Source organism: Achromobacter sp., from assembly GCF_050285585.1.
Lineage (GTDB): Bacteria > Pseudomonadota > Gammaproteobacteria > Burkholderiales > Burkholderiaceae_B > Achromobacter.
This window is the reverse complement of the sequence record NZ_JBLZXF010000023.1, coordinates 1-12,322: the sequence shown is the minus strand read 5'-3', so window position 1 is coordinate 12,322 and position 12,322 is coordinate 1. Positions and strand designations below refer to the sequence as shown.

The 12,322-nt window shown below is 67.1% G+C and carries 11 protein-coding genes; 9 read left to right on the top strand and 2 right to left on the bottom strand.

Features of this window, described 5'->3' with window-relative positions:
* Nucleotides 1-91: 91 nt before the first annotated feature.
* Complete coding sequence (locus ACN6PJ_RS23130; RefSeq protein ID WP_427998135.1) at nucleotides 92-1,615, bottom strand: helicase HerA-like C-terminal domain-containing protein; 1,524 nt, start codon at nucleotides 1,613-1,615, stop codon at nucleotides 92-94.
* A 161-nt stretch (nucleotides 1,616-1,776) separates the two neighbouring features.
* Here ACN6PJ_RS23130 and ACN6PJ_RS23125 point away from each other — a divergent pair, with 161 nt between their 5' ends.
* The 7 genes from ACN6PJ_RS23125 to ACN6PJ_RS23095 all read left to right on the top strand — a co-directional run bounded on the left by ACN6PJ_RS23125 (nucleotide 1,777) and on the right by ACN6PJ_RS23095 (nucleotide 7,025).
* Nucleotides 1,777-2,508: a YebC/PmpR family DNA-binding transcriptional regulator gene (locus ACN6PJ_RS23125; RefSeq protein WP_043541385.1), complete on the top strand. Its 732-nt coding sequence runs from the start codon at nucleotides 1,777-1,779 to the stop codon at nucleotides 2,506-2,508.
* 88 nt (nucleotides 2,509-2,596) lie between these two features.
* Nucleotides 2,597-3,904 carry a phosphoribosylamine--glycine ligase gene (gene purD, locus ACN6PJ_RS23120; protein WP_427998134.1) on the top strand — a complete coding sequence of 436 codons (1,308 nt, stop codon included), beginning with the start codon at nucleotides 2,597-2,599 and terminating at the stop codon, nucleotides 3,902-3,904.
* A gap of 11 nt (nucleotides 3,905-3,915) precedes the next feature.
* On the top strand, nucleotides 3,916-4,827 hold the full coding sequence (gene hemF, locus ACN6PJ_RS23115) for an oxygen-dependent coproporphyrinogen oxidase (protein WP_427998133.1): 912 nt from the start codon (nucleotides 3,916-3,918) through the stop codon (nucleotides 4,825-4,827).
* On the top strand, nucleotides 4,824-5,411 hold the full coding sequence (gene nadD / locus ACN6PJ_RS23110; protein ID WP_427998132.1) for a nicotinate (nicotinamide) nucleotide adenylyltransferase: 588 nt from the start codon (nucleotides 4,824-4,826) through the stop codon (nucleotides 5,409-5,411). Before hemF ends, nadD begins: the two co-directional genes overlap by 4 nt.
* A gap of 73 nt (nucleotides 5,412-5,484) precedes the next feature.
* On the top strand, nucleotides 5,485-5,889 hold the full coding sequence (rsfS, locus tag ACN6PJ_RS23105; RefSeq protein WP_427998131.1) for a ribosome silencing factor: 405 nt from the start codon (nucleotides 5,485-5,487) through the stop codon (nucleotides 5,887-5,889).
* 7 nt (nucleotides 5,890-5,896) lie between these two features.
* A complete protein-coding gene (gene rlmH / locus ACN6PJ_RS23100) occupies nucleotides 5,897-6,367 on the top strand; it encodes a 23S rRNA (pseudouridine(1915)-N(3))-methyltransferase RlmH (RefSeq protein WP_427998130.1) in 471 nt (156 codons plus the stop codon).
* A gap of 31 nt (nucleotides 6,368-6,398) precedes the next feature.
* Nucleotides 6,399-7,025, top strand: coding sequence for a Maf family protein (locus tag ACN6PJ_RS23095; protein ID WP_427998129.1), 627 nt, complete (start codon nucleotides 6,399-6,401; stop codon nucleotides 7,023-7,025).
* 63 nt (nucleotides 7,026-7,088) lie between these two features.
* On the opposite strand, the gene ACN6PJ_RS23090 is transcribed toward ACN6PJ_RS23095, so the two are convergent.
* Nucleotides 7,089-8,450: a dicarboxylate/amino acid:cation symporter gene (locus ACN6PJ_RS23090; protein WP_427998128.1), complete on the bottom strand. Its 1,362-nt coding sequence runs from the start codon at nucleotides 8,448-8,450 to the stop codon at nucleotides 7,089-7,091.
* A gap of 293 nt (nucleotides 8,451-8,743) precedes the next feature.
* Between ACN6PJ_RS23090 and ACN6PJ_RS23085 the strand changes: the two genes are divergently transcribed.
* Both ACN6PJ_RS23085 and ACN6PJ_RS23080 read left to right on the top strand, forming a co-directional pair.
* Nucleotides 8,744-10,717, top strand: a complete 1,974-nt coding sequence (locus ACN6PJ_RS23085; RefSeq protein WP_427998127.1) for a sensor histidine kinase — start codon at nucleotides 8,744-8,746, stop codon at nucleotides 10,715-10,717.
* Nucleotides 10,701-12,110 (top strand): sigma-54-dependent transcriptional regulator, encoded by a 1,410-nt coding sequence (locus ACN6PJ_RS23080; RefSeq protein ID WP_427998126.1) that lies wholly within the window; start codon nucleotides 10,701-10,703, stop codon nucleotides 12,108-12,110. Before ACN6PJ_RS23085 ends, ACN6PJ_RS23080 begins: the two co-directional genes overlap by 17 nt.
* The last annotated feature ends 212 nt before the right edge of the window (nucleotides 12,111-12,322 follow it).

The following is a 12,322-nucleotide window of genomic DNA, read 5'->3' as shown; positions in this document are numbered from 1 at the left end:
CAAATATATACGATCTGAACGCCCATCGTTACCAGCAATTCTGTCATGTAACAACGGCGCGCCCTTCTCCATCGGATTGGCCTGAACCTGCTCAGCGCCGGCCCTTCGATCCCAGCAGGGAGCCCAATATTCCACGGGTCAGTTCGCGCGCGATGGAGCGGACCGTGCTCTTGGCCATGGTCTGCACGACGCCGTCGCGCTTGCCGCCGCGCGGCCCGGTCGAACCGAACAGGACTTCGTTCAGGCTGTCCATCAGCCCCCCGCCGCCATTGTCTGCCGGCTGGCCCGCTGGCTGGCCGGGCGCGTCCTTCGCCGCCCCCGCCGGATCCGCCGGCCGGGCCGCGCGCCCCGCCAGCACCTCGTAGGCCGATTCCCGGTCGATGGTCTTTTCGTATTTGGAGGCCAGCGGATTGCCCTGGCGCAGGGACTGCCGCTCGGCGTCCGTCGCCGGGCCGATCCGGCTGGCCGGCGGCAGGATGTAGGCACGCTCGGTGGGCATGGGCCGGCCCTTGGCGTCCAGCAACGATACCAGGGCTTCGCCCACGCCCAGTTCGGTAATGGCCGCCTCGATGTCCAGGCCAGGATTGGGCCGCATGGTCTGGGCCGCCGTCTTCACGGCCTTCTGGTCGCGCGGCGTGAACGCCCTGAGCGCGTGCTGGACGCGGTTGCCGAGCTGCCCCAGTACGGTATCGGGAATGTCCAGCGGATTCTGCGTCACGAAATAGACGCCCACGCCTTTGGAACGGACCAGCCGCACCACCTGCTCTATCTTGTTCAGCAGCGCGGGCGGGGCGTCGTTGAACAGCAGGTGGGCCTCATCGAAAAAGAACACCAGCTTGGGCTGGTCCATGTCGCCCACCTCGGGCAGCTTCTCGTAGAGGTCCGCCAGCAGCCAGAGCAGGAAAATCGCGTACAGGCGCGGCGCCTGCATCAGCTTGTCGGCGGCCAGCACGTTGACCATGCCGCGGCCCTGGGCATCGGTGCGCATCAGGTCGGCCACGTCCAGCATGGGTTCGCCGAAGAACGTTTCCGCTCCCTGGGACTCCAGGGCGAGCAGGCCGCGCTGGATGGCGCCAATGCTGGCCGACGAGACGTTGCCGTAGCGGGTCTTCAGTTCCGCCGCCCGGTCGGCGACGTTCTGGAGCATGGCGCGCAGATCCTTCAGGTCCAGCAGCAACTGCCCTTCGTCGTCCGCCACCTTGAACACCAGGGTCAGCACGCCTTCCTGGGTGTCGTTCAGTTCCAGGATGCGGGAAAGCAGCAAGGGCCCCATGTCCGACACGGTGGCGCGCACCGGCAGGCCCTGCTCGCCGAACACGTCCCAGAGCGTTACCGGGCTGGCGGCCCAGGCCGGCTCGTCCAGGCCCAGGTTCTTCAGCCGCTCCAGCAGCTTCGGGCTGGCCGCCCCTGCCTGGGAAATACCCGTCAGGTCGCCCTTGACGTCGGCCATGAACACCGGGGTGCCGATACGGGAAAAAGACTCGGCCAGGACCTGCAGCGTGACGGTTTTGCCGGTGCCAGTGGCCCCGGTGATGCACCCGTGCCGGTTGGCCAGGGCGGGCAGCAGGGCCAACTCGGTCTGTGCATTCTTGGCGATGACGATGGGGTTGGGCATGTGCAGCTCTCCGGACCAGGGAATCGAATGGATGCCCAAGTGTAGAGCCTGCCGCCCCGATTGTGCGCGTGGCAAGAAGGACACATACGGAGCCTGCCCGGACGCATGGCCCGCCGTCACGGTAAAATGCCGCTTTTGCAGACAATTTCTCCTGGGAAGCCATGGCCGGACACAGCAAATGGGCCAATATTCAGCACCGCAAAGGGCGCCAAGACGCCAAGCGCGGAAAGCTCTGGACCAAGATCATTCGTGAAATCACCGTGGCGGCGCGCGCCGGCGGCCCCGACCCGGACAGCAACCCGCGCTTGCGCATGGCCTGGGACAAGGCCACCGACGCCAACATGCCCAAGGACAACATCCAGCGCGCCATCCAGCGTGGCGCGGGCGGCGCCGACGGCGACGCCTACGAGGAAGTCCGCTACGAAGGCTACGGCATCGGCGGCGCGGCGGTGATCGTCGACTGCATGACCGACAACCGCACCCGCACCGTGGCCGAAGTGCGCCACGCCTTCGCCAAGAACGGCGGCAACCTGGGCCAGGAAGGCTCGGTGGCCTTCATGTTCAAGCATTGCGGCCAATTCGTGTTCGCGCCCGGCACGTCGGAAGACAAGGTCATGGAGGCCGCCCTCGAGGCCGGCGCCGAAGACGTGACGACCGACGAGGAAGGCGTGATCGAAGTCGTATGCTCGCCGGCCGACTACGCCGCGGTGCGCCGCGCCTTCGACGACGCCGGCCTGAAGGCCGAAGTCGACGGCATCGTGATGAAGGCCTTGAACGAAACCGAACTGGCCGGCGAAGACGCCGTCAAGATGCAGAAACTGCTCGACGCCCTGGAAGGCCTGGACGACGTGCAGGAAGTCTATACGACCGTCGTTTTCGACGAAGCGCAGTAAATCCTCCTGCCCCGGCGCCTGGGCGCCGGGGTGTAAATCGGGGCCAGGCCATCCCGGCCCCGAGTGGCAACCTTCAGAATCACCCAACATGAAACTCCTGGTAATTGGCTCGGGCGGCCGCGAACATGCCCTCGCCTGGCGGCTGGCCCGCTCCCCGCGCGTACACAAGGTGTATGTCGCCCCGGGCAACGGCGGCACGCAGCGCGCCGAGCAGATGGAGAACATCCCGCTCACCAATGCCGAGGAACTGGCGGATTTCGTGCAGCGCGAAGGCGTCGCCCTGACCGTCGTCGGCCCGGAAGCGCCGCTGGCCGCGGGCGTCGTGGACGTCTTCCGCGCCCGCGGGCTCAAGATCTTCGGCCCGACCAAGGCCGCCGCGCAGCTGGAAAGCTCCAAGGACTACGCCAAGGCCTTCATGGTCCGGCACCACATCCCCACCGCCCGCTACGAAACCTTCACCGATCCGGCCAAGGCGCACGCCTATATAGACCAGGAAGGCGCTCCCATCGTGATCAAGGCCGATGGCCTGGCCGCGGGCAAGGGCGTCGTGGTCGCGGCGACGCTGGAAGAGGCGCATGCCGCGGTCGACGCCATGCTGGGCGATGGCTCCATGGGCGCGGCCGGCGCCCGTGTCGTCATCGAGGAATGCCTGGTGGGCGAGGAAGCCAGCTTCATCGTCATGTGCGACGGCCGCAACGTGCTGGCCCTGGCCACCAGCCAGGACCACAAGCGCCTGCAGGACGGCGACCAGGGGCCCAACACGGGCGGCATGGGCGCCTATTCGCCCGCGCCCATCGTCACCCCGGAACTGCACCATCGCATCATGCGCGAAATCATCCTGCCCACCGTGCAGGGCATGGCGCGCGACGGCATCCCGTACACCGGCTTCCTGTACGCCGGCCTGATGATCGCCCCCGGCGACGATCCCGACCGCGAGATCAAGACCCTGGAATTCAACTGCCGCATGGGCGATCCGGAAACGCAGCCCATCATGATGCGCGTGAAGAGCGACCTGCTGGACGCCCTGGAACACGCCGTCGAAGGCACGCTCGACCAGGCCGACATCACCTGGGACCGCCGCACCGCGCTGGGCGCGGTGCTGGCCGCGCACAACTACCCGAACACGCCCCGCACCGGCGACGTCATCCGCGGCCTGCCCGCCGACGCCGAGGACTGCATGGTGTTCCACGCGGCCACCAAGATCGACGGCGACGAAACCAAGACCTCCGGCGGCCGCGTGCTGTGCGTCACGGCCCTGGGTGACTCGGTCAAGATGGCCCGCGACCGCGTCTACGAAGCGATCGACGGCATCCATTTCGACGGCCGCCAGTACCGTAGCGATATCGGCTGGCGCGCGCTCAAGCCCTCGCAGCAGAAATCCAAGTCCAACGCCTAGCCGGACCGCCAATGACCGCCTTGCCCGTTTCCGCAGTCAGGGACTACCTCACCGGTTTGCAGGCCCGCATCGTCGGCGCCCTGGAAGACGCGGAGGGCTCCGCCTTCCGCGCCGATGAATGGGTGCGCCCCGAAGGCGGAGGCGGCCTGTCGCGGCTGCAGGAAGGCGGCGAACTGTTCGAACGGGCGGGCGTGCTGTTCAGCCACGTCAAGGGATCCAAGCTGCCGCCCTCGGCCAGCGCGCACCGGCCGGAGCTTGCCGGCCGCTCCTGGGAGGCCATGGGCGTGTCCATGGTGCTGCATCCGCGCAACCCCTACGTGCCCACGACGCACATGAACGTGCGCATGTTCATCGCGGCCGCCCGCCCCGGCCACGACGAAGCCGACGTCTTCTGGTTTGGCGGCGGCCTCGACCTGACGCCCTACTATCCCTTCGAGGAAGACGCCCGCCACTTCCACACCGTGTGCCGGGACGCCCTGGCCGGCCACGGGGCCGACTACTACCCGCGCTACAAGCGCTGGTGCGACGAGTATTTTTTCCTCAAGCACCGCAACGAAACCCGCGGCATCGGCGGCATCTTCTTCGATGATCTGAACGCCCCTGGCTTCGACGCTTCGTTCGGCCTGACCCGCTCGGTCGGCGACGCCTTCCTCGGCGGCTACATGCCGATCGTGGAACGCCGCCGCGGCATGCCCTACGGCCAGCGCGAGCGCGATTTCCAGGCCTATCGCCGCGGCCGCTATGTCGAATTCAACCTGGTGTTCGACCGCGGCACGCTGTTCGGGCTGCAGTCCGGCGGGCGCACCGAGTCGATCCTGCTTTCCATGCCTCCGATGGCGCAATGGCGCTACGACTGGCATCCTGAAGCCGGCACGCCCGAGGCCGAACTGGCCGCCTACCTCAAACCGCGGGACTGGGTTTGAAGCGCATCGGGCTCCTGGGCGGCAGCTTCGACCCCGTCCACGTCGCGCACATCGCGCTCGCGCAGACCGCGTTGCAGGCCCTGGGCCTGGATGAAGTGCAACTGATCCCGGCGGCCAATCCCTGGCAGCGCGCGGCGCTGCACGCCACCGCGGAGCAACGCCGCGACATGCTGCAGTTGGCGATCGCCGGCCACGCGGGCCTGGCCCTCAATCCGATCGAAATCGAGCGCGGCGGCGCCACCTACACGATAGACACGCTGCGCGCCCTGCCCCAGGACGCGCGCTACGTCTGGTTGCTGGGCGCCGACCAGCTCGCCAATTTCTGCACCTGGCGCGATTGGCGGCAAATCGCCAGCCTGGTGGACCTGGCCGTCGCCACCCGCCCCGGCACCCCGCTAAGCGCCCCGCCGGAACTTGCCGAACATCTGCGCGCGCTGGGCCGCGAACTCCAGGAACTGCCTTTTGCCCCCATGCCGGTGTCGGCGTCCGAGATACGCCAGCGCCTGGCGCGGGGCGAGTCCGCCGAGGGCCTGCTTGCCGCTCCCGTCGCCGCGTACATTGCGGCGCACCATCTTTATCGATAACCCCACCCGCCGGGCGCCGAAAACGCCTCGGAGCCAGCATCCTGCTGACCGCGCGCGGGTTATATTTGCAATTATGGATATACAAAAACTCCAACGCGCCGTCATCGACGCCCTCGAAGACGTCAAGGCGCAAGACATCAAGGTTTTCAACACCACGCATCTGACCAGCCTGTTCGATCGCGTCGTGATTGCGAGCGCCACTTCCAACCGGCAAACCCGCGCCCTGGCCTCCAGCGTGGCTGACCGCGGGCGCGCGCTCAACCTTTCCGGGATCACCATCGAAGGCGAGGACACCGGCGAATGGGTCGTCGTCGACCTGGGCGACGTGGTCGTGCACATCATGCAGCCCGCCATCCGCCAGTACTACAACCTGGAAGAAATCTGGGGCGACAAGCCGGTGCGCGTGAAGCTCCTGCCCGAATCCACCCGCCCCGCGCCAATCGGCGGCGACACCGCCTACGACGGCACGGATTACTGAGCCCGCCGTGAAGCTCATCGTCGTTGCCGTGGGCACGCGGATGCCGGATTGGGTGCAGACCGCCTGGGACGACTACGCCAAACGCCTGCCGGCCGATTGCGCGCTGGAACTGCGCGAGATCAAGCCCGAACCCCGCACTACCGGCAAGACGCCCGCGCAGATGATGGCGGCGGAAGCCAAGCGCATCGAAGCCGCGCTGCCTGCCAACGCGCTGCGCCTGGCGCTGGACGAGCGCGGCCGCGATCTCACCACCATGGCGCTGTCGCAGAAGCTTGAGCAATGGCGGGCGGGCGGCCAGGACGTCGCCTTCCTGGTCGGCGGCCCCGACGGCCTGGACGCCGGCCTGAAAGCCTCGTGCAGCGGGCAGTTGCGCCTGTCTTCCCTTACCCTGCCGCATCCCATGGTCCGCGTGGTGCTGGCCGAACAGCTCTACCGCGCCTGGGCCATCATGACCAACCATCCCTATCATCGCGCCTAGCCGGCCGCGCTGGCGCCCCTCCCACTCCCGCATGACCGACACCGCCGCCACCCAAGCCTCTCCCGCTCGCCTCTACCTTGCCTCGGCCAGCCCGAGGCGGCGCGAACTGCTGACGCAGATCGGCCTGTCCCACGAAGTGCTGCTCGTGCCCGCCCCTCCCGGCGAGGACGAGCCCCAGCACCCGGGCGAGAGCGCCGCCGACTACGTCCTGCGCACGGCCCGCGACAAGGCCCTGCGCGGCCGCGACTGGATGCACGAGCGCGGCCTGCCGCGCCTGCCGCTGCTGGCGGCCGATACGACGGTGATCCTGGCAGGCCAGGTGCTGGGCAAGCCCGCTGACCGGGACGACGCCATGCGGATCCTGCGTGCGCTGTCCGGCGCGGCGCACGAAGTGCGCACCGCCGTCGCGGTCTGGACCGGCGACCGCCTGCTCGAAGACGTTTCCATTACCGAAGTCCGCATGCGCGAACTGGCCGACGACGAGATCGGCCGCTATTGCGACAGCGGCGAGCCCTTCGGCAAGGCCGGCGCGTATGGGATCCAGGGCCTCGCCGGCACCTTTATTTCGCGCATCGCCGGCAGCTACACCGGCGTGATGGGCTTGCCCGTGTTCGAAACCGCCAATCTGCTGCGCGCAGCGGGGATCCGGACACCCTGACACGGCCCGACGAAAAAAACCCGCGGACCGCATACGGCCGCGGGTTTTTTCATGCGCGCGCCCTCAGGCCTGGCGCAGGGGTTCTCCCAGGATGACCGGCGCTTCGGCGGCGGGCGCCTGCGCCGCCGGCGCAGGCGCCTGGACCTCGCCTTCCAGCGCGGCGTGCAGCTGCTCCTTGTCCAACTCGCCTTCCCAGCGGGCCACGACCACCGCGGCGGTCGCGTTGCCGACCAGGTTGGTCAGCGCGCGGCATTCCGACATGAAGCGGTCCACGCCCAGGATCAGCGCCATGCCGGCGACCGGCACGGAGGGCACCACCGACAGCGTGGCGGCCAGCGTGATGAAACCTGCGCCCGTCACACCCGCGGCGCCCTTGGAGCTCAGCATCGCAACCAGCAGCAGCAGGATCTGGTCGCCCAGCGAGAGCGGGATATCGCAAGCCTGCGCGATGAACAGCGCGGCCATCGTCATGTAAATGTTGGTGCCGTCCAGATTGAACGAGTAGCCGGTGGGAACCACCAGCCCCACGACCGACTTCGAGCATCCCGCGCGCTCCATCTTTTGCATCAAGGTGGGCAGCGCCGCCTCCGAGGAACTCGTGCCCAGCACCAGCAGCAATTCCTCGCGGATATAGCGCACCAGTTTCAGGATGGAAAAGCCGTTGTAGCGGGCGACCAGCCCCAGCACGACGACCACGAACAGCACGGACGTCGCGTAAAACGTGCCCACCAGCATGGCGAGATTGACGATGGATTTGATGCCGTACTTGCCGATGGTGAACGCCATGGCGCCGAAGGCGCCGATGGGCGCGGCCTTCATCAGGATGGCGACGAGTCTGAAGACCGGCTGGGCCAGCGCCGTCATGAACGTCAGTATCGGCTTGCCGCGCTCGCCCACCATGGCAAGCGAGATCCCGAACAGCACCGCCACGAACAGCACCTGCAGAATATCGCCGCCGACGAACGGACTGAAGATGGTCGTGGGGATCACGTTCATCAGGAAGCCGGTGATGGTCGAGTCATGCGCCTTGGCCACATAGCCCGACACCGCCTTCTGGTCCAGGGTGCTGGGATCGATGTGCATGCCCGAGCCAGGCTGGACGATATGGCTGACGATCATGCCCACGATCAGCGCAAGCGTGGAAAAGGCCAGGAAGTACAGCATGGCCTTGCCCGCCACGCGGCCGACCTTCTTCAGGTCGCTCATCGCGGCAATGCCGGTGGCCACGGTCAGGAAGATCACCGGAGCGATGATCATTTTCACCAGTTTGATGAAGGCATCGCCCAGCGGCTGCATCTGTTGGCCGAGCTCTGGCTTCAGCGCGCCGAGGATCACCCCGACAACGATGGCGAAAATCACCTGCACATAAAGGATTTGATAGAACTTGAGCTTGCGCGCGGGCGCGACTTGATCCACGTCGATCATTGGGTTTTGTCCCCACCAAGGCCCCTTGCTCCGGGCGGCATTGCGCGGCGGGCGACGGGGCGTTATCTGTTTTATGGCCCGCGGCGCGCCGCAGGCCAGTGTCACCGCGCAGAGGCGCCGCGCGGCTTGCCCTTGCTTATGCAAGAGGTGTGCCAGACGCCCGGGTTTTTGAAACCCAAATGCAAGCCATTGATTGGTAAGGAGTTTTCGTCTCCCCCCAAGACCCACCCCAGGCCAAGAAGGCGAAATTCCGCACAAAAAAGATATAGAATGTGCGAAAACCCGCACACATCATGCCCCGCCCCGTTTCTTCCCCGTCCCCGGCCGCCCCGCTGCGGGAATCCCCGCCCTCGCCCGGTTCCATGTGGCGCAGGCTCGGCTGGCCGTGGCGCGCGGCGGGAGTCCTGCTCTGCGTGGGCATCGTGGCGGGCATCCTGCACGCCGCGACCCTCTGGGCGCGTGACGGCGCCCTGAAGGATGCGGCGACGCAAGCGCGCAGCGCAGCCCAGGTGAACGCCGCCCTGCTGCGCAACAATCTCGACAAATTCAGGGCGCTGCCCTTCGTGCTCACCCGCGACGTCGACGTGCGCGCGGCGTTGCAAACCCCCACGCCGGGCCTGATCGCCTCGCTGGACGAAAAGCTAGACGCCCTCAGCCGCGGCGTCGGCGCATCCGCGATCTACGTGCTGGACAAGAAGGGCCTCGCGATCGCCGCCAGCAACTGGCGGGAGCCCGCCACCTTCGTCGGGGTGGACTACCAATTCCGCCCGTACTTCCAGGGATCGGTCACGCGGGGCTCGGCCGAGCACTTCGCGCTGGGCACCATCAGCCACGAGGCAGGCCTGTACCTCGCGCGGCGGGTCGACGACGTCGACGGCGCAATGCTGGGCGTGGTTGTGCTGAAAGTGGATTTCCGCGAACTGGAGGCCGACTGGCGCCAGTCCAACGCTCCCATATTCGTTACCGACGAACACGGCGTGGTGTTGCTGGGCAGCCTCTCCGACTGGCGCTTCGACGTGCTGGCGCCATTGCCTCCGGATCTGGCGCAGACGCTGCGCACCAGCCTGCAATTCGGGGATGCCCCCTTCCAGCCCCTGCCCCTGCAACCGCCATTGCTGGCAGTCAGCACCGGTCAACTGGTCCGCCCCGACACGGCGTTGCCTCATGTTCCGGCTTCCGCGCCGCTTTTGCACACGACACTGCCCATCGTCGAATCCCCCGGCTGGACGCTGCACCTGTTATCGCCCGTGCAGCAGGCCATCAGTCAGGCGACGGCCAACGCGCAGTTGGGCGCCCTGCTGGCTCAGAGCGCGCTTGCCGCGATCGTCGGCATCGTTCTGCTGCGCCGCCATCGCCAGCGCGAACGCGCGCAACAGCAGGCGGCCATACACGAGCAGTTGACGGCCCTGGTCGATGAACGCACTTCCCAGCTGCTCAGCGTGAACGAACAGCTCGTCGACGAAATGGACGAACGCCAGCGCACCGCCGCGCGCCTGCACACCATGCAGGAGGAACTGGTCCAGGCCAGCAAGCTCGCCCTGCTGGGCCAGGTCGCGGCCGGCGTCGCCCACGAGATCAACCAACCCGTGGCCGCGATACGCGCCTACGCCGACAACGCGGCCGAATTCCTGCGGCGGCACGACGACGGCTCCGCGCAGGAAAACCTGGGCGCCATCGCCGCGCTGACCGAACGCATCGGCCACATCACCGGGGAACTCCGCGCCTTTTCGCGCAAGGCCGGCGCCTCGGTAGGGCCGACCAGCCTGAAGGACTGCCTGGAAGGCGCGCTGTTGCTGGTGGGCCCCAGGGCCCGGCGCCAGGGCGTCGTATTGCACCGGCCCCCTGAAGCGCAGAACTACCTGGTGCAGGCCAATCGCATTCCGCTCGAACAGGTGCTGGTCAATCTGCTGCAGAACGCGCTGGAAGCCCTGGAGGGCCGGCAGGACGGGCGCATCGCGGTCACGCAGCAGGACCTCGGCGCCACCGTCAGGATTCTGGTCAGCGACAACGGCCCGGGCCTGTCCGCGCAGGCCCGGGCCCGCCTGTTCACCCCTTTCCATACGACCAAGCCGGAAGGCCTGGGACTGGGCCTGGTCATCTGTCGCGACATCGTCGCCGAGTTCGGCGGCGAACTGGACGTGGCCGGCCCCGCCGACCTCGCTTCCGCCCCGCAAGCGCCGGAGAGCGGAGCCGTCTTCATCCTGAGCCTGCGCAAGGCGCCCGGCCGGGACATCGCTTCGAGCCCCCCTCATGACCCAAGCCCCTGAACTACCCCTCTCCCCGCCGGCGCCGCCCGACGACGATCTCCGCCAGCCTTTCCGGCCCCACGCCCTGTTCATCGACGATGACGATGAACTGCGCCGCGCCAATGCCCAGACGCTCAAGCTGCACGGCATTTCCGTCGAGGCCCATGCCAGCGCGCGCGCGGCGCTGCCCGCCCTGACGCGCGCGTTCGACGGGGTGGTCGTGAGCGACATCCGCATGCCCGACATCGATGGCCTGCAGCTCTTTCGCCGCGTGCGCGATATCGATCCCGACATTCCCGTCATCTTCATTACCGGCCACGGCGACATCGCGACCGCCGTGCAATGCATGCACGATGGCGCCTACGATTTCCTGGCCAAACCCTATGCGGCCGACAGGCTGATCACGGCAATCACCCACGCGGCGGAAAAGCGCCATCTCGTGCTGGAGAACCGCCGCTTGCGGGAAGCCGCTTTCGCCGTCGAGGCGGACGAAGTTCCGTTCATCGGCGCTACACCGGCCATGCAACGCATCAAGCAGACCTTGCGCCACATCGCGGACGCCGACGTGGACGTGCTGGTCGAAGGCGAAACCGGAACCGGCAAGGAGGTCGTAGCGACCGCGCTGCATCGCCTGAGCCGCCGCCGCGACCGCCCGCTGGTCGCGATCAACTGCGGCGCGCTGCCGGAAAGCGTCATCGAAAGCGAGCTCTTCGGCCACGAAGCCGGCGCATTCACCGGTGCGCAGAAAAAGCGCATCGGGCGCATCGAGCATGCCAGCGGCGGCACCCTCTTCCTGGATGAGATAGAAAGCATGCCTCTGCCCATCCAGGTGAAGCTATTGCGCGTTCTGGAATCGCGCCAGATCACCCCCCTGGGCAGCAACGACGTCCGCAACCTGGATCTGCGCGTGGTCGCCGCGACCAAGGAAGACCTGGGCAGCCCCGCGATACGGGCCAAGTTCCGCGAAGACCTGTTCTACCGGCTCAACGTGGTCACGATCCGCATACCGCCCCTGCGCGAACGCCGGGAAGATATTCCTCTGCTGTTCGCCCATTACCTGGGCCACGCATCGCGCCGCTTCCAACGCGACATTCCCGAAATGCCTGCATCCATCAAGCAATACGTAATGACGCATGATTGGCCCGGCAACGTGCGCGAGCTTGCGCATTTCGCCGAACGTGTAGTGCTGGGCGTGCTGAACGGCCCGGCGCCCGAAGTGCCCGCGGCGGCAGGCGCGACGCAAAGCCTGCCCGAGAGAATGGAACGTTTCGAAGCGCAGCTCATCCGGGAAGCCCTCGAAGCGCACCAAGGCGACGTCAAGGCCACGCTCGAATCGTTGGGCATTCCCCGCAAGACCTTCTACGACAAACTGCAGCGCCACGGGATCGACCGGCAGCAATACATGCCGCAGTAGGCGACGGCCCGGGCCAGTCGGCGGCTATTCGTAGGAGCAAAAACAAAAACCCCTCGCGGCAGTTCCGGCGAGGGGTTTTTTCATGGGCACGGGCTGCCCGCGCAGTGCGGCAGCCCCAAAGACAAAACCCCACAGGGGTTACCTGTGGGGTTTTGCGGAATAAAAGCCTGACGATGACCTACTTTCACAGACGTCCGTCCACTATCATCGGC